Genomic DNA, 21880 nt, shown 5'->3' with positions numbered 1-21880 from the left:
GGCGGCGACGAGGTGCGGCCACACAGCCTCGACCATCACCTCGGAGGTACCGGATGCGATGTGGGACATGGCTCGCGCTCTTCGCTCTCCCTGCGCTCGCGGCGTGCTCGGCGGTTCCAGACGAGCCGCCCCGCGCGCTCTCGGCAGAGGAACCGCCCGCGGCCTCCGGCGCCGGCGAGGCAGCTGCCTGCAGCGCCCTCGCGCCGGCGGGACCCGCGCTGAGCCTCGCGCAGCCGGGCACCGACCTGCTCGATCCTCAGTGGGTCCTCGGGGCCAAGGACGCGCCGGTCTATCTCTACACCTCGTCCGCGTCCGCGACCCCGACGGGGGGCCGGGTCCTCCAGCGCGTCACCCTGGACCCCTGGTCAGCGCAGCCGCCCGCCTTCAGCGAGCCGGCGCTGGCGCTGGACGCAAAACACCAGACCATCCCGGGCGATGCCTTCGCGGTGGCACAGCTCTATCCGTTCGACGAGGACGACAACTTCGAGTCCGTGGTCGCTTACCGAGAGCGCTATACGACCCTCTTTCCGGATCCCCTGCCGCCGGGCGGCTTTTTCAGGACCGCGCGCGCCTGGAGCGAGGGAAGCGAGCCCTTCTCTTCATGGTCGCAGCACATCGGCATGCACTACGGCGAACGCATCGTGTCGTTTCGTTCCTCAGGGGCGGAACAGCTCGCGATCACCGAGGTCCACGAGCCCGGCCCGCGGTACGCGATGATGGTCAGCACCGTGTGGAAAGGGGTGGGCAGCTCGAAGAGCGGGATGTACGTCGGGTGCGCAACAACACCCATCGCCTTCGATGCGGCATGGTGGAAGCGAGTGGATGAAGAGGATACGGGATGGGTGCTGCATTACTGGCTCTTCGGCGCCGCGCTGGGCGCGCCCACCGATTGGCAGCTCGGGTGGCGTCCGTGCGACGTCAAGTACCCGGGCGTCGGACCGGCGACGACCATTTACCTGGGGCGGTACTCCGCAGACGGCCTCAGCATCGGTTCCAACGGCGGCGCGATGGCCTCGAATGAGGCGATCCACGAGGCCGCGCCGGTCGCGCGCCTCCGCATGGCCCCCCGCCCGGACGGCGCGTGGCTCGCCTGGACCCTCGCGCCGCTCGAGGACGCGCCGAGCGCGCTGCGCGTCGCGCGCATGACGCCTTCGGGCGGGATCGCGCTGCCCCCCGTCACCGTCCCCTCGTGCTCCACGCCCGTCCCGGAATCGCTGGCCGCCGAGCAGGTGGACGGAGACCTGGTGGTCGCGGTCGTCGAGACGAACACGCGCGGCCAGGACCGGATCGTGCTCCGCCGCCTCGACGCGGATGGCACGTTGACCTCGATGACCACCGTTATCCCGGGAGGGAAGGTGGAAGGCAGCCTGTCGATGCTCGCACAGCGCGATCGCGGGCTCTTGATCGCGTGGGCGGAGCGGCCGTCGAGCTCGTCCGCCTCGCAGCTGCGCGCGGTGCGCCTCGGTTGCGCCGAGGGGTCCTCCGCCGCCACGCCCGTCTGCAGGACCGAGGAGGTGATCCCGCAGTGACGTGGCACGCGGCACGCGCCACGCGGCGCGCGGCCGCCGGCCTCCGAAACTTGGCCCGCCCTCGCCCGGCGTGCGAACCCCGAGCCCGGAGACCTCTGCAAGGATGACCAGCCCTCGCTCCCACGCCGAGCTCGTCACGCTGCGCAAGCTCGCGCAGGACCTCGCCGCCCAGCGCAAGGAGCGCCTGTCGAGCGTGCACCTCCTCGTGGCCATCGCCATGAGCGGCGGCCCCGCCGCCGATCTGCTCCGCGATCGGCGGCTCGACGACGAGGCCCTGCTCAAGGCGACCCGCTCGGTCGACGACGAGGGCCCCGACCCGATCGGCCGGGCGATGGGGGGCGCGCGCGACGTCGCGAAGCGGGCGACCGCGAAGGAGCCCGCGGCGCTCCACCTGCTGCTCGCGCTCCTGTCCGACCGCAGCTCGGCCGCGCACCGCGCGCTCACCCAGTCGGGGGTCGACCTCGCGCGGCTGCGGACCGCGGCGCTCCAGATCGCGCTCGGCGTGGTGCAGGCGCGGCGGACGCCCTCGCGGCTGCTCCAGGACGGCGGCGCGCCGGAGACGCCGCCCGCGCCGGCCGCGGCGCCCACGGCGCGACGCTCCCGCGGCGAGGCCGCCGATCCGGCGCGCACGCCGCGTTCGCCACGCACGTCCCAGGAACTGCGGCCCTCCAAGGGCGCCGGCGTCGCCGTCCCGGAGCTGCGGCCCTCCAAGGGCGCCGGCGTCGCCGTCCCGGAGCTGCGGCCCTCCAAGGGCGCCGGCGCGCCGGAATCGCGGCCCTCCAAGGGCGCCGGCCCGGGCGTCACCGTGCCGCTGTTCCCGCCGACGCCGCTGTTCCCGCCGGGGCGCCCCCGCCCCGCCGCGGCCCCGGCCGGAGCCGACGCGCTGGCCTCCGCCGAGCCGATCGCCCTCACGCCCACCCCCTCTCCGGCGTCCTCGGCCTCCCCTGCCCCCGCTTCCGCCGCCTTCCCGGCCGCGCCCGCGACGGGGCGGCCGCTGCCGCCGCTCGCGCCGCCGACCGCCACGAGCGCCGCCGCGAGCGCCGCCCTCGCGGCGCGCTTCACCCTCGACCGCGCGCGCTTCCCGGCCCTCGCCTCGCTCGGGCACAACCTCTCGCTCGCGGCGGTGCAGGGGGAGCTCGAGCCGATCGTCGGCCGCGAGCACGAGATCGAGCAGGCGCTCGACGTCCTGGCCAAGCGCCACGCGAACAACCCCTGCCTCCTCGGCCCGGCGGGCGTCGGCAAGACCTCGGTGGCGCGCGGCATCACCCACCGGCTCGCGTTCGACGAGCGGGAGCCGCGCGTCGTTGTCGAGCTCGTGCCGTCGGAGCTCCTCGCGGGCACCGGCGCGCGCGGCGCGCTGAGCGAGCGCCTGTCCGCGCTCCGGTCCGAGCTCCGCGAGGCGGGCGGGCGGGTCATCCTGTTCATCGACGGCCTGTCGGAGCTCTTCGGCAGCGGCGCGCTCGACGAGGCGATGGCCGAGCTCAAGCTCGCGCTCGCCCGCGGCGAGCTCACGCTGATCGGCACCGCCACGCCCGAGGAGTACAGGAAGAGCATCGAGGTCGACCCGGCGCTCGCGCGGCGCTTCACGATCGTCGAGATCGACGAGCCCGAGGAGGACGAGGCGTTCCTGCTCCTCCAGAGCGTCGCGGTCGGGCTCGGCGCGCACCACGGGCTCGCGTTCACCGACGAGGCGCTGGCCTCGGCCGTCGCCTGGTCCGTGCGCTACCTGCCCGGGCGCGCGCTGCCCGACAAGGCGCTCTCGATCCTCGACCTCGCGGGCGCGCGCACGCGGCGGCGCGCGTCGTCGACGTCACGCGCGTCGCGCGCGGCGCTCCGCGAACCTGCGCAGCCGGCGCGGCAGGTGGGGCCCGCCGAGGTCGCCGAGGTGGTCGCCGAGCTCGCCGATCTGCCGGTCGAGCGGCTCCTCGAGACCGACCGCGAGCGGATGCTCTCGCTGGAGACGCTCCTCGCCGAGAACGTCGTCGGCCACGGCGAGGCGCTGGCGCGCATCGCGCGGGTGCTCCGCCGGAACGCGGCCGGCCTGCGCGCGCGCCGCCCGATCGGGTCGTTCCTTCTGCTGGGGCCGACCGGCGTGGGCAAGACGGAGACGGCGAAGGCCATCGCCGAGGCGCTGTTCCACTCGCCCGACGCGATGACGCGGCTGGACTTCTCCGAGTACGCGGAGTCGCACGCGGTCGCGCGCCTCGTCGGCGCGCCGCCCGGCTACGTCGGCCACGAGGCGGGCGGCCAGCTCACCGAGGCGGTGCGGCGGAGGCCGTACCAGGTGGTGCTGCTCGACGAGATCGAGAAGGCGCACCGCGACGTGCTCGAGGCGTTCCTCCAGGTCTTCGACGAGGGCCGCCTGACCGACGGCCGCGGACGGCGGGTGGACTTCACGAACACGGTCCTCGTGATGACCTCGAACCTCGGCGCGGCGGAGGCCGGCGCGCTCCGCTCCGAGCGCTCCGTGGGCTTCGCCCGCACCTCCGCGGCCGTGTCGCCCGAGCGCCTCGGCGAGGCGATGCTCTCGGCGGCCCGCGCCACGCTCCCGCCCGAGCTCTACAACCGCATCGACGAGGTCCTCTGCTTCGCGCCGCTCACGCGGGCGGACGTCGCCGAGATCACGCGGCGGCTGCTGGGCGGCCTCGAGCGCGAGCTCGAGGCGCGCGGCGTGGAGCTCGAGGTCGAGCCCGAGGCGATCGACGCGCTGCTCGACGCCGGAGGGTTCGACCCGGAGCTCGGCGCCCGGCCGATGAAGCGCACGATCGCGCGCCTCGTCGAGGCGCCGCTCGCGGAGCTCATCCTGCGCGGCCAGCTCGAGGAAGGGTCGGCGGCGCTCGTGGGCGTCGAGCAGGGCGAGGTCGTGGTGGACGCGATCGCGCGGGCCAACACGCGGCGCTACGCCGCGTGCTCCAGCTGAAGCGCGGCGCTACGCCGCGTGCTCCAGCTGAAGCGCGGCGCTACGCCGCGTGCTCCAGCTGAAGCGCGGCGCTACGCCGCGTGCTCCAGCTGAAGCCCGAGGGCCCTCGGATCGAAGTACGCCTTGAACCTCCTGATGGCGCCGGCCGGGTGCTCGATGACGCTCACGCCGTCGTACGAGAACTCCCCTCCGTGGGATAGCTTTCCACGGCTCGTCCACTCGAGGATGGCGGCCTCGTCCGACTCGACGACGCACCGGAACTCCGACCGCACTTCGCCGAAGGTGTGCCGGTAGCTGCGCCAGAAGTTGCGGGCGCCGTCGGGGCCGTGGAGCGGCCTCGAGACCGTCGGGTTGCTGAGCTCGGCGTCGGGCGCGAACAGCCGCGCCATGGGCTCGACGTCGCCGCTCTCCTCGATCCGATGCAGGGCTTCGATGAACTCGCTCGCCTTGGACATGGTGCCTCCTGCAGTGCGGGCGCCTGCAAGGGGCGGACCTCTCAGTGCGCGACGGAGCGCTCGTGCCGCCGCGTGACGACAGCGATCGCGACGGCGAGCAGCGCGGCCAGCAGGAACCCCCCGCCGAACGCGAGGCCGATGATCCAGGGCTGGATCGCCCTCCCCAGGCCGTCCGCGAAGCCCGTTGCGGCGGCGCGGCTCGCGCGCTCGATCGCGACGCTCGAGCAGCCCGGGTCGCCGGCGGGGCACCCGGCGAGCTGCTCCATGAGCTCTTCCGTCCCCTCGCGCGCCGCGGCCCTCGCCGCGGCGCCCGTGCCCTGCTCGACGAGGGTGACGAGCGCCCGGTCGTGCTGGAGGGCCCCCTCGATCACGGCGCTGCTCACAGCCTCGCTCGTCTGCGCGATGACCGGCTCCAGGCCCTCGGCCTGCCGCCCGATCTCCGCCGCGCCGGCCCGGACCGCATCGTGGACGATGGCCCCCACGAGCGGCCGCTCGCGCTCGTGCGCGCCCTCGGCCGGCCTCTTGGCCGATCCTCCGGCGGGCCCGGCCCGGTCCTGCGCGCCGCGCTCGAGCGCCTCGAGCGTGCCGTGGGTCGCCTCCTTCGCCGCCTCGCGGACGCACCCCGGGGCGAGCGCGAGGGCGGCGATCAGCGCCGCCGCGGCCGATCGGCCGGAGCGCGTCGGCTCGCCCGCGCGCGGCGCCGTCGACGCCGCCGGTCCGGGTCCGGGAGAGAGCGAGCATTGCACAGCCGCGCCGGCCTTCATCAACCGTGCCCGCCGCGCGTCCTGCAGCGTGCGCGGAGCCGCCTCCCCGCGCCCGCGGCCGCTTACGGCGGCCCCGCCTCGATCGCCCGCCGGTACCGCTCGCGCCGGTGCGGCTCGCGCAGGATCTCGTAGGCCTCGTCGAGCACCTCGATGACGAGCCGCACGTCGTCGAGCAGGTCCACGGTCGCGGCGGTGAGCAGGGTGGAGGGCTCGAAGGCCTTCCTCAGCGCGAGGTACGCGCGGCGGATCTCGTAGTTCGTCGCGTCGCGCGGGATGCCGAGGATCGAGAAATAGTCCCCGTCCTCCACCAGCGCGAGCCGCGCCCGGACGCGCTGCCGGATCGCCTCCTCGTCGAGGGGATCCTCCACCGGCGGGGGCGGCGCCTCGGTGATCGACGGCGGGATGAGGACGTCGAGCACCTCCAGGCAGACGAGCGCGTAGAGCACGCTCGCGTTCTCGGGCTCCGCCACGCTCACGAGCTCGCCGACGCTGCGGCCGCGCGCGGTGCGCACGAGCTCCTCCTCCTCGCGCCGCAGCGCGCACTCGCCGAGCAGGTTGCGCCGGACGCCGTCGTCGAGGCGCGCCCCCGGGCCGCCGAGGCGGCGCAGGGCGACCTCGGGGGCGATCACGCGGCGGATCGTCTCGACGAAGACCTCGGCGCCGGTGGCGCCGCCGAAGACGTTCGGCTCCGCCTTGAGGCGGCCCGGCGGCTCGGGCTCGAGGTCGCACGTGCCGGCCTCGACGAGCACGACGTGGCCGATGACCCACTCGGCGTGCGCGCGCAGCACCGGCCAGAGGTCGTCCTGGCCGAGGTGGCCGTGCGCGATGAGCGCCGCGCCTGCGTGCCGGCCCGAGGCGGGGAGCTTGCCCGCGAGCCGCGCCGCGACCTCGCGCTCGAGGTCGCCCCGCCCGACAAGGAAGGCGAGCAGCGTCTCCTCGGGGATGCTCGAGCCGGCGGTGACGAGATCGCCCTCGTGCAGGACGATGCGCCGCGCGCCCTCCTCGGTCGTGATCGCGAGGGCGCCGGAGGAGCGGCTGCCCACCGCGCGGGCGAGCGCGCGCGGCGCGTCGCCCGGGCCGAGCACCGTGGCCGAGGAGGCCCCGCCGGAGCTCGGCGCCTCGTCGACCGGCTCAGGCGCCATGGCGCGGCCGAGCACGGCCGCGCTGACCGTGGCCGGCGCGGGCGGCACAAGCGGCAGCGGAGGCGGCGCGGGCCCGCGCAGGGCCGCGCCGGAGATGGCCATGGACGGCGGAGCTTGCAGGGGCCCGCGGCCGAGCGAGACCGGGCTCGGAGCGGCAGGCGGGCTGGGCGCCAGGAGGCCGCGCCCGAGCGAGCCGGCGCCCGCGCTCGCCGGGACGGGCACGCCAGGCGGCGCAGGGGCGCGCCCCGCCGGGGCGGAGCGGGCCTGGGACGGCACAGACGGCAGCGGCTCGGGCTCGGCCCTGCCGACCGACGGCAACAGCGCGGTCCGCACCTCGACCGAGGGAGGCGACACGAACGCGACGCCCGGAGAGGGCGGCGGCGGAAAGCCGGGCGCGCGGGCATCACGGGCCTCGCGCGACCGGGGCGGCGGCTCCGTGATGCGCTGGCGCACGCTCGGCTCGAGGCGACCCGACGGAGCGCGCGCCCAGTCGACGTCGTCGCCGCCGCGCGCGGGGCCCGGCAGGGCGCGGTCCCACGCAGGCTCCTCTCGCGGCGCGGGGGATGGCGAGGGCGACCGATCCCACGCGGGCTCGGGGCGCGGCGGCGGCGACGCGAAGGCGTGGGGCCGGCCCGCGTCGCGCGGGGTCGGCGGCGCGGCGTCGCGGCCGCCGCTCCGGCGCGCGGGACCGCCGTGATCGCGCTCCTCCCTGCCGTGCAGGTGCGCCTCCCTGTCGAGCGAGAGCGCCGCGAGCTCGGGGCCGGCGCGCTTCGTCGCGTGCGCCCCGTCGAGCGCGGGCTCGGCGTCGAGGTCGTCCTCGTGCTCGTCGCCCGGCTCGGCGAGCTCGACGAGGGAGTCGCCGGGCCCCGTGTGCTCGGCGCGGGTGGCCGCCGGCTGCGGAGCGGGCGCGACGCCGTACGGGCCTTCGCTCGTCCTCGGCTGCGAGGGCGACCCGGTGGGCACCGGGGCGACGGCCGCGCTCGCGCCGGTCCGCGGCTCGTCCTCGTCCGGATCGAGCGGCTCGTCGAGGGCCGAGAGCAGCTCCGGCGACAGCATCAGGTCGACCTCCTCCTCGGCCGCCGGGATGCTCGACGGGTGCGCCTTCGCCGTGACCCGCTGCTCGGCGGCGACGAGGATCTCCTCGAGCTCCGGGCTGATCCGCGCCGGCAGGAGCCGCGGGCCGACCTCGTCGCCGTCCTCCTCCGGGGGCGGCAGCACCGAGCCGACGTCGAGCGGATCGAGATCGCTCGAGAAGTCGGGGTTCGACGGGACGTCATGGTCGAGCGGGAGGCCCGCCGCGAGGCGCGCCTCGACGGCGTGCTCCCCGCGGAACCGCCCGGGCTCCGCGACAGCGCTCACGTGCGCGGCGAGCTCGGCGGTGTCGACCGGGCGCTCGAAGACCTGCCCGAACAGCTGGGGATCGAGCTCCGCCGAGCGGACCGGATCCCCCACGAGGAGCACGGACGCGGCGACGCCGCCCGGCCGCAGGTAGAGGCGCTCGAGCGCCTCGATCGCGCCGGGCTCGTCGATGTCGACGATCACGACCCGCGGCGCGTCGCTCGCGAGGCGCGCGTCGAGCTCGGCGATGGACGCCGCGATCACCTCGAAGCCCCGGCCGCGCAGCGCCGCGCCGATCGCCTCCCCGTCGGCCGACGCGTCGGCCAGCAGGATGGCGCCTTCGCGCGGGCGCGCGTGCACTGCTTCGTAGTCGTCGCGGAGCTCGGACACGGCGGTCATCTCGTGGCGGCGGCCCGGCGGAGCAGCGCCCAGGGGCCCGCATCGACTGGACTCTCGACGGTCGTCGGCGGGCTGTCAAACGCGATCGCGGCCCGCTCGCGTTCCCGCTCGTGTTCCCGCCGCGCAGCGCAGCTCCCGCCACAACGGCCCCGCCGGCGCGGCGAGGTCTCCACCCCTGCTGCGCTGGGAGCGCCCGGCCGACATCACCTCCGCTACGCGAGCGCGAGCGCGACGTCGCTGCGCATCGACGCACGCCCGCACGCGCGCGGCGGCGCCCCCCGCTGCGGGCGCCGCGTGGTAGACGTCGACGCATGGTGCTCGGCGCTTCCCACAACGAGATCGCCCTGACGGCCTTCCTGCTCATCGTCGTGCTGCTCGCCGCGAAGATCGGCCGCATCGGCGAGGCCATCGGGGGGCTGTTCGAGCGGGGAGCGCCCGCGACGGACGGCGGCGCGCCCGAGGACGGCGTGGAACAGGCGGACCCGAAGGAAGAGCGCCAGGAAAGCTGAGCGCGCCCCCTCGCTCGCGGCCTCGCCCGCGCTTGCGTTCTGTTTTTTTAGAATCCATAGTCTCCGATGGTCGTGAACGAGCCGGCCTCGCCGCGGTCGCGGCGGCGCGCGGAGATCGCGGCGCGGATCCCGCGCGGGTACCGCCCGGCGCTCCACCTCGCGGCGCCCACGCTGCTCGGCGCGCTCGTGCTCGCGGCGGCGGTGCGCCTGCTCGATGCCGTCGATGCCGTCGAGCTCCTCGCGGTGCCGGCGACGCTGCTGCTCGCCTTCGCCTTCGAGTGGTGGGCGCACAGGTCGGTGCTGCACCGGCGGGCGCCGCTGCTCGGCGCGCTCTGCGAGCGGCACGAGCGCGAGCACCACCTCGCCTTCACCGCCGACGACATGGCGCTGCGGAGCGCCCGCGAGCTCTGGCTGGTGCTGACGCCGCCCGCCTCGGCGCTCCTGGTCCTCGCCTCGCTGCTGCCGCTCGCCGCGGCGGCGGGCGCCCTGTTCTCGCGCGACGCGGCGCTGCTCGGGCTCGCGACGGCGATGGCGTTCTTCGTCAGCTACGAGTGGCTGCACCTCGCGTATCACCTGCCAGTGGGCAGCCCGGTGTACCGGATCCCGGGGCTCGCGCGGCTCCGCGAGCACCACCGCCGGCACCATGACCCCCGGCTCATGAAGCGCTGGAACTTCAACGTGACCGTGCCCGTGTTCGATCTCGTGCGCGGGACGCGCTGGTCGCCGCCGCCGCGCCGGCCTACGCCGCGCGCGTAGCCGCCGCGCCGGCCTGCACAGCGCGCGCAGCCGCAACGCAAGGGCGCGCAGCGCCACGCAGGGGCGCGCCCTGCGCAGCGCCCTCCTCCGCCCCGCCGGGGCGCGCGAGGTGCGCGCGCGCGCCGGGGCGTCCGCCGCGGCCGTGTGCTAACGGGTCGCGGGTGCAGCCGCGGACCAGAGACGGCCTCGTCCTCCTGCTCGTCGGGGTCCTGCTCGGCGGCGGCGTCGCCTGGCTCCTCGGCCGCCAGCGGGAGAGCCCGCCCGCCGCGCCGCGCGCGCTCGACGCCGTGCCCGCGGGCGCGATGCTCGTCGCGACGCTCGATCTCCCGGCCCTGCGCGCCTCTCCCGCGTTCGCCTCGTTCCTGCGCGAGGAGCGCGAGATCCCGGGGCTCGGCAAGGTGCGCGACGTGTGCGGCTTCGACCCGGTGGCCGCGCTGACCGAGGTCGCGATCGCCATCCCGGCGGCGGGCGAGGGCGGCGACTTCGGGCTGGTCGCGGCCGGCGCCGTGCAGGACGAGGCGCTGCTCGCGTGCGCCTCCAAGGTCATCGAGGCCCGCGGCGGGCGGCCGGTCGTCGCCGGGATCGGCAGCTTCCGCGCGGTGCGGGACTCGAGCGCCGAGGGCCACGGCGAGATCGCCGTGCGCCCCGGGGGGCCGATCCTGCTCGGCGGGGGCGCGTACCTGCGCGCCATGATCGACGCCGCCGAAGGCCGCGCCGGGAACGTCGGCGCGAGCGGCGCGCACGACGCCATCGCCCGCGCCGTGGGCGAGGGGGCGGCGCGCGTCACGGTGGTGCTCACGCCCGAGCAGCGCGCCGAGATCGGGCGCGAGCTCGCGCTGAGCGGCTCCAGCCGGTCGCCCGCGGCGTCCCTGCTCTCCGGCGGCGCCAGCGTCGCGCTCGGCCCCGAGATCGCCGTCCACGCCGCCGTCCTCTGCGACGCGGAGGCCCCCTGCGCCGCGCTCGGCGCGGAGCTGCGCGCGGCCCGCGACGCGCGCGCGGCGGACTTCGCGACGCGGCTCGTCGGCTTCGGGTCCGTGCTCGAGCGCATCGCGATCGCGGCCGAGGGCAAGGCGCTCCACGCCCGCGTCAAGCTGTCGGCCGAGGAGGCCGGCGTCCTCGTCGATCGGCTCGCCTCGCTTCGCGGCCTCCGTCAGCCCGCGCTCCCGCCCAGGCCGCCGCCCGCGCAGGGAGACAGCGACGCGCCGCCGCACGCAGACGCCAGCGCGCCGCCGCACGCAGACGCCGGCCCGCCGCCGCCCGACGCGGTCGTCACACCCCGCCCGCGGGCGATGCCGGACGGCGGCGCGCGGTAGCGCATGGGCCCGCGCCGCGGAGAACCGAGCGCCGCGCTGCGGCGGAGGGGCTCCATGGGTTCGCCCCTTCCCCTCTGGCATTCACCATCCCTGGTCCGATGGTTCCGTGGTCCGCCTGACGAGCGCGCCGCTCCGCCGCCAAAAGCCGCGCGGCACGGCCGATCGGGCCCCCACGGGCTGCCCCGAACTCCTGTAACCTGATCGTTGCCTTCCGACGGGATCGGCGCTCCGGTCCTTCCCGCCGCGCAGGAGGCGGGTGGGGGCACATCGCATGCAGGTCGTCGGGATCTCCGCCTTCGTGGTCGTCGGGACCCTCCTTCTGGTCGCCCTCTGGGCGCTCCGCCGGCGGCTCCACGCCCGCGAGCGCGAGCTCGAGCGGAAGGCGCAGGAGCTCGCGGTGAGCCGCGCCGCGGAGCAGCGGCTTGTGGAGGAGCTCGCCGAGGCGCGGCGGGCCGAGGAGGAGGCGCGCAGGGCGAGGGAGGAGGCCATGAACGCGAGCCGGTCGAAGAGCGCGTTCCTCGCCAACATGAGCCACGAGCTCAGGACCCCGCTCAACTCGATCCTCGGCTTCGCGCAGCTCGTCGAGCGCGACCCCTCGCTCGCCGACCGGCACCGCGAGAACCTCGCGGTCATCTGCAAGAGCGGCGAGCACCTGCTCGGCCTCGTCAACGACATCCTCGAGATGGCGAAGATCGAGGCCGGCCGCATGACGCTCGTCGACGCCGAGTTCGACCTCCACGACACGCTCTCGGGGCTCTCGGAGATGTTCGCTGTCGAGGCCCAGAAGCGGGGCCTCACGCTCACGGTGGAGCGGGCGCAGGACGTGCCGCGGCACGTCCACGGCGACGAGGGGAAGCTGCGGCAGGTGCTGATCAACCTGCTCGGCAACGCGCTGAAGTTCACGCCCCGCGGGTCGGTCACGCTGCGCGCCTCGGCGCGGCGCTCTACCGGCGTACGTGACGGCGGCGCGCACGACGGCGCGGCGGGGCGGGTGCGGGTGTCGTTCGAGGTGGCGGACACCGGCCGGGGCATGGCCAAGGCGGAGCTCGCGGAGCTCTTCGAGGCGTTCGCGCAGACCGCGACCGGGCGGCAATCGCGCGAGGGCACGGGCCTCGGCCTGCACATCAGCCGGCGCATCGTGCGGATGATGGGGGGCGACATCCGGGTGGAGAGCCAGGCGGGCCGCGGGACGACGCTCCGCTTCGACGTGCGCCTCTCGCTGGTCGACGCGCCCGACGCGCGCGCCGGCGGCGCCGCGCGCCATCCGGCGGCGCTCCGGGCCGTGGGGCTGTCGCCGGGCCAGCCGAGGTACCGCGTGCTCGTCGTCGACGACCGGTGGGACGTGCGCCACTGCCTGCTCAAGCTGCTCGACGCGGTGGGCATCGAGGCGCGCAGCGCGACCAACGGGCTCGGCGCGGTGGCGCAGTGGGAGACGTGGGCGCCGCACCTCGTCCTGCTCGATCTCCGCATGCCGCTGCTCGACGGCTACGAGACGGCGAGCCGCATCAAGTCGAGCCCGCGGGGGCACGAGACGGTCGTCGTGGCGATGACCGCGAGCGCGTTCGAGCAGAACCGGGCGCTCGCGGCGGAGGCGGGGTGCGACGACTTCGTGAGCAAGCCGTTCCGCGACGCGGACATCCTCGGCCTCCTGACGAAGCACCTCGGGGCCCGCTTCGAGTACGAGGAGCGCGCCGCCGAGCCCGGCGCGGCCCAGGGGGCGCCGGCCGTCGACCTCGCCCGGGCGGCGGCCGGGCTGCCCGCCGCGCTCCGCAAGGACCTCCGGCGGGCGGCGACGCGGCTCGACGCGAAGGCCGTCCAGGCGACGATCGATCGGTTCCGGCCGGAGGACGCGGAGCTCGCGGGGGCGGTGGCCGAGCTCGCACGGGGGTATCGCTTCGACAGCATCTTGGCGCTATCGAGCGCCGACGAGGAGGAGCCGTCATGACGGACACCGACGCAAAGCCAGCCCCCCGCGGGGCGGCCCCGGGCGCGCGGCCGGAGCGCCCAAGGGAAGAGCCCCCGAGCATCCTGATCGTGGACGACATGCCGGCGAACCTCTCGCTCCTGACCTCGATGCTGACGGCGCAGGGCTACGAGGTACGTGCGGCGATCAGCGGCGCGATGGCGCTGATGTCGGCGGCGGCGGCGCCTCCGGACCTCATCCTGCTCGACGTGAGCATGCCCCACATGGACGGCTACGAGGTGTGCCGCCGGCTCAAGGGCGATCCCGGGACGGCGGACATCCCGGTCATCTTCCTGAGCGCGATGACGGGCATCGGCGACAAGGTGATGGCGTTCGACGCGGGCGGCGTCGATTACGTCACGAAGCCGTTCGAGCTGCGCGAGGTGCTCGCCCGGGTGGGGACGCAGCTGCTCTTGCACCGGCAGCGCCGGGAGCTCGAGCGGCAGCGGAGGGAGCTCGAGGAGCGCTACGCGCAGATGCGCCAGATGCAGGCGGCGCTGCGCGGTTACCTCTCCGACCGGGCGTGGGAGAGCATCGAGGAGAGCGTTTCGTCGAACAGGCCGAGCCCGCCGGCGCGCGAGGTGCTGACGGTGCTGGTCAGCGACATCGAGGAGTTCGTGCGGCTCTCGGAGAGCGAGGAGCCCGGGCCGCTGATCGCGGATCTCAGCCTCTACATGGCCACGGTGGCGCAGATCGTCTACGACCACGCGGGCGAGGTCGACAAGTACGTTGGCGACGGCATGCTCGCGTTCTTCCGGAGCGCGAGTGACGCGCTCGAGGCGGCGCTGCGCATCCAGCGGAGCATCGCGGCCTTCAACGAACACCAGCGCTCGCAGGGCCGGCCCGCCTTCCCGACGCGGCTCGGGCTCTCGACAGGGCCGGTCCTCCTGGCGAGCATCGGGTCGAGCGGCAGGCGGGAGTTCACCATCATCGGCGATCGTGTGAACACCGCGTTTCGGATTCAGGCACAGGCGAGGGCCGGTGGCCTGCTGATGGATGAGGCGACGTTCACCGCGGCCGGGAGCCCGGGAGAAGCGATGCCCGCGCTGGTGCGGATCCGGGGAAAGCAGGGAGAGGAGAGGCTCTATGCGATCTCGCCGGAGGCAATGGTGGAAGGCGGCGGGCGCGGCGGGGCGGAGGGCGGTTGAACGTTCACACGCGCACCCGGCCCGAGAGGCCCGCTGTTCAAGGCTGCTCCCGCGCCTGATCGTGTCGCCCCACACCGCCGGCGCCATTCGAGTTCGAGCGCCTGGATCGTGCGATCTGCCGAAAACCTTCGTTCTTGAACCACGCGATGGCCTCGTGCAATAGTCGCCGCGGAGGATGGAAACGAACATGAAGCTTCGAATTAGCGTTACTTTGCTTGGCCTGCTCGCGACCTTCGCGGCGGGCGCGACTGCGTGCTCGGATGACGATGGTGGCACGACGTCGACGTCGTCCTCGACCAGCGGCACGGGCGGCGGCGCCACCAGCGGTGGCGCCACCGGCGGCGGCGGCGCCGGTGAGGGCGGCGGCGCCACGACCAGCGGCGGCGCCACCGGCGGCGGCGGCGCCGGCGAGGGCGGCGGGACCGGCGGCGGCTCGGCCTGTGAGGCGCTGCTCTGCGACGACTTCGAGTCGTACGAGGGCCAGGGCGAGAACGGCGAGAAGCTGGGCAAGTGGACGGTCTACACGGCCATGACGGGCTCCACCGTGTCGGTCGACACGTCGAAGCATTACAGCGGCACCAAGTCCATCAAGGTGACCACGCCCGCGAGCTCGGGAGACAACAACTACAAGTCGGCCATGATCAAGTTCACGGGCACCGACGCCCTGCCCACCGACGAGAACGTCATCCATGGACGCATGATGTTCTTCCTCGAGGCTGCGCCGACGGGGGATGTGCACTGGACCATCATCGACGGTTCAGGGACGATTCCTGGCAGCGATTTCGAGGGGATGCCCTACGCGGCACAGTATCGCTACGGCGGGCAGCACCCGGTCGCGGGCGGCAGCCAGCTCATGGCGAACTACGATACGCCCGGATACTGGAGCGACCCGAAGACCGGACCGCAGTCGGACTGCTGGCACCACGCGGAGGAGACGACGGTGGTCCCGACCGGCGCATGGACCTGCGTCGAGTTCAGCTTCGACGGGCCGAAGAACGAGATGCGCTTCTGGCTCAATGGCGAGGAGCTCTCCGATCTCAAGGTGTCCGGGACCGGCCAGGGCTGCGCCAACAACGTGGAGAACTACACGTGGAAAGCGCCGGCGTTCGACAGCATCGGCCTCGGCTGGGAGTCCTATCAGGCGGATTCCGCCCGCTCGATGTGGATCGATGACGTCGTGATCGGCACCGGGCCCATCGGCTGCCCGCCCGCGCAGTGAGCGCGCGTCGCTGAGCTCGGCGAGGCGCCGAGGAGAACTCCGCGCCTCGCTCGTCTCTGTCCCCGGGGTCGGGCGCGCGCTGCCCGCGGCCCCGCCTTCAGGCGCGCCGGCGCGCGCGGCGCAGGCCGCGGCGACGCGGCAGCGCGCGCCTGGAGCCGGCGCGCCTGACGAATGTCGGGTTCGCCGATTGATCGCTCGCCAGGACCGCTCTACGAGACGGCGGAGGTCCAACGCCTCACGAACCTGGAGGTCTCCGCTGTGATGAAACCGGCCTATCGTCTCTCGCTGCTCGCCTCGTTCGTCCTGGGCGCCACCGCTTGTGGCGGCGCGCCCGAGCCGGCCCCCGCGGTCCCCGACGTCCCCGCCCAGCCCGCGCAGCCTGCGCCGGAGGCGCCCGCGGCGCCCACGGCCGCGGCGCCCGAGGCCGCCCCGCCGGCCGCGGCGCCGGAGGCCGCGCCGCCTGCGCCGCCGGTGAGCATCTCGGTGCCCATCGAGGCGCGGACCAAGTCGAAGCTCAAGGGCACCGCGACCTTCACCGAGGTCGAGGGCGGCGTGAAGGTCGCCGTCCAGATCTCGGGCGCTCCCAAGGGCAAGGTCGCCGTCCACGTGCACGAGACCGGCGATTGCAGCGCGCCGGACGCGAAGAGCGCGGGCGCGCATTACAACCCCGAGAACCACCCCCACGGCATCCCCGACGGCGCGCCTCACCACCTCGGCGATCTCGGCAACATCGAGGTCAAGCCCGATGGGACCGGCGCCCATGAGATCATCGCCAAGGGCGCGAATCTCAAGGACGGCGCCCCGAACACCTTCCTCGGCCGCGCCATCATCGTCCACGAGAAGGCGGATGACGGCAGCCAGCCCGCCGGAAACGCCGGTGGCCGCATCGGTTGCGGCGTCATCTCGCAGGGCAAGTGAGAGCCGCGCGCGACGCGATCCGCCGCTCCGCGCTCAGGACACGTTGACTCCACCTCGCCGCCCGTCCTGAGGGGGCCTCTCCCCGAGCGCCCGCAGGGCGGGAGTCTCGCTCTCCGTTGTCACCGGGGCGGAACGCTGACCGGATCGCCCTTTACCCCCGACGGCCCGGAAGCGCTGGAGCCCGACGGCCGCTCCTCGGGCCGCGTTCCGCTGGCCAGCAGCGCGACGACGATCGCCGCCGCCACCGCCGCCAGGACGAAGCCCGCCCTGAAGGGCGAGCGCAGCCGCCGGAGCGTGTCGGCGATCGTCGTCTCGTCGGAGTCCTCCTCGACGCGCGCCCTCTCCGGAGCTGGACCGGCCGCGCCCAGCGCTGCGCGGCCGGCCTCCGCCCGGGTCTGCGGCCGGCCCGAGCCGGTCGCCGCCTCGCTCCGCTCCGCAGGACCGGCCTCCGCCCGGGCGCGCGCGTGGTCCGGGATCGTCGCCGCCTTGCTCCGCTCCGCCGGATCCACCTCCGCGTGGGCGCGAGGGCGGCCCGAGCCGGTCGCCGCATCGCTCCGCTCCGCAGGACCGGCCTCGGCCCGGGCGCGAGGGCGCTCCGAGACCGTGACGGCCTCGCTCGGCTCCGCCGTCTCCGCCTCCGCCTGGGCGCGAGGGCGGTCCGAGACCGTCGCCGCCTCGCTCCGCTCCACCACGTCGGCCTCCGCCGCACGGGCGCGCGAGCGGTCCGGGACCGTGGCCACCTCGCTCCGCTCGGCGGGATCGTCGTCCGCAGGAGTCGCAGAGAACACGGGAGGCGGCAGCTCCGGGCGCAGCTCGGTCGCCATGCCGCCGGTGGATGGGCCGGAGCCCATGGTGGTGGGGATCGAGCCGCGCTCCCCCACGTCGCTGCCGTCCACGCCGGGGCGCGCCCCGGACAGCGAGTCGCGCAGGCTCCCGCGGAGGATGCGCTGGATGCGGTCGACGAGCGGCTGGGCAGCGGGCGGCGCGAACGGGCGGAGCGCCAGCGTGAGCTCCGCCAGGTCGGGCCAGCGCTTGTCGCGGTCCCGCTCGAGGCACCGCATGATGATCGGATCGATCTCCGGCGAGAGCCCGCGGCAGACCTTCGACGGCAGCTGCGGCACGAACTTGCCCCCGAGCACGAGCGAGACCGTCTGGACGGAGCGCGCGTGCATGGGATACCGGCCGGTGAGCAGCACGTAGAGGAGCGACCCGACCGCCCAGATGTCCGCGCGCGCGTCGACGTCGCGCTGCCCGCGCATCTGCTCGGGCGGCATGTAGTGGGGCGTCCCCAGCATCTGGCCCGTGCTGGTCCGCATCTCGGCGACGCCGAGGAGCGCCGCCTGCGACACCTTGGAGACGCCGAAGTCGAGCACCTTGATGCACGGCGTCCCCTCGCGGGTGTGCGTCAAGAAGAGGTTGGCCGGCTTCACGTCGCGGTGCACGAGCCCGAGCGCGTGCGCCTCCGCGAGCGCGTCGCACGCCTGGATGACGTAGAGCGTCGCCTCCTCCACCGGCAGCGGGCCCCGCTGCTTGCGGATGACCCGGAGATCGCGGCCGTCGAGGAACTCCATCACCATGTACGGCAGCCCGTTCTCGAGCCGCCCGACGTCGTGCACCTTGACCGCGTGCTCGCTCCTGAGCCGCGACGCGATCCGCGCCTCCTGCAGGAAACGCCCGCACATCTCCGGATCGGCCGCGGTGGCCGGCAGGAGCACTTTGATCGCCCGGAGCTCGTCGAGATCGACGTGGGTCGCGGCGACGACGGCGCCCATCGCGCCCTTGTCGAGCAGCCGGTCCACGCGGTACTTGCCGGCGATCAGGGTTCCGACCTCCAGCCCTTCGATCTCTTCCAGGCCGCGCATGTTCGAAACCTCCGACCGAGAGCGCCGCGCCGCGGCAGCCAGCATAGCGCAGCCGATCGTCGGCCGGACAGCCGATGCCGAGGCGGCGCGCATCTGGCCCTCTGCGCCCTCTGCTGGCCGGTGCGACGTTCGCGCATCGGCGCGGCGCGATGTCGCGGACACTCTCACCGACGCCGAGCGCCGCCGCGCTCCCAGGAGCGCACTGCCCGGCGCGGCCCGCCGGCGCGGCCCGCCCCGGCTCAGCCCCCTTCCCGCGCCGCGCTCGGCCTCTTGATCGCGACCGTCCGCCGCGCGCCGCCCGACTCGAGCGTGAGCTCGAGGGTGGCCCCCTCCTGCGCGCTCGGCAGCGCATGACGCATCGCTTCAAAGCTGACGAGCGGCCGGCCGTTGATCGCGAGCACCGCGTCGCCGACGCGGACGCCCGCGGCCGCGGCGGGGCCGCGGTCTTCCACGGCGACAACGACGGCGTCTCCGCTCGTCTTCAGCTCGCCTTCGAGCAGGGGGAAGAGGGGCGCCGCGGTCAGCCCGAGCGCGCTGACCGTCCTCCGGTAGCTCTGCACGGCGGCGTCGAAGCTCTCCTTGCGCATGCGGTAGCGCGCGACGGCCGCCACCGCGCCGTCGCGCTCCTGGAAGCGCGCGTCGACGCGCTCGGGCGTGGCGAACGCGCCGACCTGCTTCAGGTAGCGGCTCGCCTCGGCCTCCGCCATGCCGGCGCGCCGCGCGCCGCCGCCGTGCGCCTGGATGAAGCCGTACGCCTGCGACCCCGCGAGCGCCGGCACGACGTTGCTCGCGAGCCGGGAGATCGCGTCGGCGCGCGCGACCGCGAGCGCCGCCTCTCGGCTGGCGCCCGAGCCCTCGCCGACAACGAAGATCGCGTCGCCCTCGGCGGTGAACGGCCTGTCCATCCACGGAGGGCCCTCCTCGACCGGCGGCGCCGCGCGCCACCCCGAGCTCGGCGCGGGCGGCGGGGCCGCCCCGGCGGCGGGGCGCGAGCGTCCCCGGGCCTGGTAGGCGAAGGCCACGGCGAGGACGAGCAGCGCTCCCGCCGCGAACGCGGCGAGCACCCCGCGCGATCGGGTGCCTCCGGCCGCCGAGACGGCCGCGGCCGGCGGAGACGCCCCCGCCGGCGCCGCTGCCGACGCCGCGGCGCCCGCCGATGCCGCTGCGCCTGCCGACGCTGCTGCGCCCACGGGCGCCCCGGCCCCCGCCCCCGTCACATGCCCCCCGGCGGCAGACCGCTTCGTCGCCGGCTCATGCGCCCCGGCGAGCGTGGGCGCCGGCTCCGGCGCGGCGCCGAGGCGCTTCAGCGCCGGCCGGAGCCACGGGAACGCGAGCGGCGCGTTGCACCGCTTGCACGGCACGTACGGCTCCCGATCCTCGCGGGCGGCCTGCGCGGCCTCCTTCACGTCGAGCAGCGTCTGCCGGGGCGCGTTGCACCGCTCGCAGGTGCCGTCGACGATCGCCGAGACCACCTCCGCGCGCAGCGGGGGGCTCTCCGCGGCGAGGTGCTCGAGCAGCACCACCGGACAGCCCTCGATCTGGATCGACGTCACCTCGCCGCCCAGCGCGCGGAGCGACAGCGCGAGCGCCCTCGCGCCCTCGGACGTCACCCCCGCCGCGCCCGCGAGATCGAGGACCAGCGGCCCCTCGATCCCGTCGAGCGCGCGCTTCCACCGGACGTGCGCGTCGAGCTTGCAGCGCACGCGGATGCGGGTCCCGCGCTCGTCGACCGTCTTCTCGATCGCCTCGTGGGTCGCCGCGTCGAGCCGCGCGAGCTCGTCGAGCGCGGCCCGCACGTCCGCCGGCAGATCGATCCCCGCCTGGCTCGCCGCGAACGCGAAGTAGCTCTCGGCGTCGTCGTCGAACACCGCCGCCGCGCCGCAGCGCGGGCAGGGGCTCGCGGGCGGCTCGTGCGTCCTGACGAGGTGCGCGTCCCTGTCGCAGTCGAACAGCCGGTCGAAGGCGGCGCCGCAGCGCTCGCACCGGTACGGGCCGTAGAACGACACGACGCGCCCGTCCCCGAAGAAGCGGCGGATCATGCTGATCTGGTTCACGATCGGCTCGGTGCAGCGGCCGATGTAGATCTCGGACGCGCTCCGCGACACCTCGGCCAGCATCGCCATCCACTCGCGCACGCCGAACGACGTGACCCGCTGCACCCCGCCCAGATCGAAGAGCACGCGGCCGGAGATGCCGCGCGCGACCGCGAGGCCCTGGAGCTCCTCGGTCATCCGCCCCGACAGCGAGACGATGAGCAGGCTGCCCAGCCTCCGCTTGGTCACCGTGAGGGCCCGCGGGCCGTGCCCGTGCGCCCCCTCGGGCTCCGCGCCCTCCACGCCGGCGCCGGCGTCCGCGAGCGACAGCGCGGGGAGCCTCCTGGAGCGCGGCGGCGTGTCCGGATCCCCCGCTGCGTCGGGCCGCGACGCCGCGAAGAGCGGCGCGGAGAGCTTCGTGGCGACCCCGCCGGGGCGGCCGGTCTCGACGGCCTGCGGCGCCTCGGCCACGGCGTCGAGCGCGCCCGCGAAGGAGTCCTCGTTCTGTATCGCCTCCTGCTTCTCGACGATGTGCGATTCGAGGCCCTCCCCCGAGGTGAGCGCGCCCCGCCACACCTCCACGCGCTGGCCGAACAGCTCCGACATGAACGACGACAGGGCGAGCGCCGAGGTGGCGAGCCGCTCCTCCCGGGCGAACGCCTCGAGGTCGATCTGGAGATCCCTCGCGGTCGCGTACCGCTTCTCCCGATCCCGCTCCAGGCACTTGAGCAGGATGCGCTCCAGCCCCGGCGGGTAGTCGGCGCAGACCTCGCTCGGCGGCAGCACGGGGTCCTCCACGATCGCCCGCATCAGCTCGAACTCGGTTGCGCCGCGCCGGAACATCCGGCTCCCCGTCGACATCTCGTAGAGCAGCAGGCCGACCGAGTAGATGTCGCTCCGGCGATCGAGGTGCTCGCTCGTGCACTGCTCGGGCGACATGTACGGGACCTTGCCCTTGAGCGCGCCGTCGCGCGTCTCGTTGACGCGGTTCGCCGCCTTCGCGATCCCGAAGTCGAGGATCTTCACGGCCCCGTCGTAGGTGACGATCACGTTGTGCGGGGACACGTCGCGGTGGACGATGTCGAGCGGCTTGCCGTCGAAGCCGACCTTCTCGTGCGCGTAGTGGAGCCCGGCCGCGACGCCCGCCGCGATGGTGATCGCGTGCTCGATCGGCATCCGCCGGTTCGCCGACCGGAGCGACTTCCTGACGGTCCTGAGATCCTCGCCGTGGAGGTACTCCATCGCGATGACCGGCACGCCGTCGACGTCCTCGACGTCGTACATCTGGACGAGGTTGGGGTGGTCCAGGGTGGCGGCGATGCGCGCCTCGTCGAGGAACATCCGCACGAACTCGGGGCTGTCGACGAGGTGCGGGAGGATGCGCTTGACCACGCAGATCTTCCGCACGCCCGAGATGCCCGCGACCGAGGCCACCCAGATCTCGGCCATGCCGCCCATGCCGATCTTCTTGATCAGCCGGTACCTGCCGAGCGTGGAGGGGTGGCGCGAGCCGACGCTCATGGGGCCGGCGGCGTAGCGCTCGGTCATTCGACCGCCTCCATCGCGCGGGCCGGCGGCGTCACTTCTCCAGGAGCGCGGCGGGCGGACATGG

14 protein-coding genes are annotated in these 21880 nt (G+C 75.0%); 9 read left to right on the top strand and 5 right to left on the bottom strand.

Features of this window, described 5'->3' with window-relative positions; genetic code table 11:
* Nucleotides 1-53: 53 nt before the first annotated feature.
* Nucleotides 54-1529, top strand: coding sequence for a delta-60 repeat domain-containing protein (locus tag WMF14_RS45590; protein ID WP_437796853.1), 1476 nt, complete (start codon nt 54-56; stop codon nt 1527-1529).
* A 103-nt stretch (nt 1530-1632) separates the two neighbouring features.
* Entirely contained in the window at nt 1633-4449 is a 2817-nt protein-coding gene (locus WMF14_RS45585; RefSeq protein WP_437796851.1) for an AAA family ATPase, read from the top strand.
* A gap of 71 nt (nt 4450-4520) precedes the next feature.
* Here WMF14_RS45585 and WMF14_RS45580 read toward each other — a convergent pair whose 3' ends face one another.
* From WMF14_RS45580 to WMF14_RS45570, 3 genes are all read right to left on the bottom strand, one after another.
* Nucleotides 4521-4904 carry a nuclear transport factor 2 family protein gene (locus WMF14_RS45580; protein ID WP_272096128.1) on the bottom strand — a complete coding sequence of 128 codons (384 nt, stop codon included), beginning with the start codon at nt 4902-4904 and terminating at the stop codon, nt 4521-4523.
* Between the two features lie 41 nt (nt 4905-4945).
* Nucleotides 4946-5650, bottom strand: coding sequence for a hypothetical protein (locus WMF14_RS45575; protein WP_272096127.1), 705 nt, complete (start codon nt 5648-5650; stop codon nt 4946-4948).
* Between the two features lie 80 nt (nt 5651-5730).
* Nucleotides 5731-8538: a DUF4388 domain-containing protein gene (locus WMF14_RS45570; RefSeq protein ID WP_437796848.1), complete on the bottom strand. Its 2808-nt coding sequence runs from the start codon at nt 8536-8538 to the stop codon at nt 5731-5733.
* Nucleotides 8539-8858: 320 nt separating this feature from the next.
* Here WMF14_RS45570 and WMF14_RS45565 point away from each other — a divergent pair, with 320 nt between their 5' ends.
* From WMF14_RS45565 to WMF14_RS45535, 7 genes are all read left to right on the top strand, one after another.
* Nucleotides 8859-9056, top strand: a complete 198-nt coding sequence (locus WMF14_RS45565; protein WP_437796847.1) for a hypothetical protein — start codon at nt 8859-8861, stop codon at nt 9054-9056.
* A 66-nt stretch (nt 9057-9122) separates the two neighbouring features.
* Nucleotides 9123-9812 (top strand): sterol desaturase family protein, encoded by a 690-nt coding sequence (locus WMF14_RS45560; RefSeq protein WP_437796845.1) that lies wholly within the window; start codon nt 9123-9125, stop codon nt 9810-9812.
* 161 nt (nt 9813-9973) lie between these two features.
* Nucleotides 9974-11125: a hypothetical protein gene (locus WMF14_RS45555; protein WP_437796843.1), complete on the top strand. Its 1152-nt coding sequence runs from the start codon at nt 9974-9976 to the stop codon at nt 11123-11125.
* Nucleotides 11126-11381: 256 nt separating this feature from the next.
* The gene (locus WMF14_RS45550; RefSeq protein ID WP_437796841.1) at nt 11382-13070 is read left to right on the top strand and encodes an ATP-binding protein; all 1689 of its coding nucleotides are present in this window, start codon (nt 11382-11384) and stop codon (nt 13068-13070) included.
* Nucleotides 13067-14236: a response regulator gene (locus WMF14_RS45545; RefSeq protein WP_272096120.1), complete on the top strand. Its 1170-nt coding sequence runs from the start codon at nt 13067-13069 to the stop codon at nt 14234-14236. Before WMF14_RS45550 ends, WMF14_RS45545 begins: the two co-directional genes overlap by 4 nt.
* Nucleotides 14237-14423: 187 nt before the next feature.
* Complete coding sequence (locus WMF14_RS45540) at nt 14424-15455, top strand: hypothetical protein (protein ID WP_272096119.1); 1032 nt, start codon at nt 14424-14426, stop codon at nt 15453-15455.
* Between the two features lie 261 nt (nt 15456-15716).
* Nucleotides 15717-16373, top strand: a complete 657-nt coding sequence (locus WMF14_RS45535; RefSeq protein ID WP_437796838.1) for a superoxide dismutase family protein — start codon at nt 15717-15719, stop codon at nt 16371-16373.
* A 119-nt stretch (nt 16374-16492) separates the two neighbouring features.
* On the opposite strand, the gene WMF14_RS45530 is transcribed toward WMF14_RS45535, so the two are convergent.
* Together WMF14_RS45530 and WMF14_RS45525 are read right to left on the bottom strand one after the other, a co-directional pair.
* The gene (locus WMF14_RS45530) at nt 16493-18235 is read right to left on the bottom strand and encodes a protein kinase domain-containing protein (protein ID WP_437796836.1); all 1743 of its coding nucleotides are present in this window, start codon (nt 18233-18235) and stop codon (nt 16493-16495) included.
* A gap of 239 nt (nt 18236-18474) precedes the next feature.
* Nucleotides 18475-21816 (bottom strand): protein kinase domain-containing protein, encoded by a 3342-nt coding sequence (locus WMF14_RS45525; protein WP_437796834.1) that lies wholly within the window; start codon nt 21814-21816, stop codon nt 18475-18477.
* Between the last annotated feature and the right edge of the window lie 64 nt (nt 21817-21880).

The sequence above is a fragment of the Sorangium sp. So ce693 genome (assembly GCF_051521375.1).
Lineage (GTDB): Bacteria > Myxococcota_A > Polyangia > Polyangiales > Polyangiaceae > Sorangium > Sorangium atrum.
Note: the sequence above shows the minus strand (reverse complement) of the source record. Positions and strands in the feature narration are given on the sequence as shown.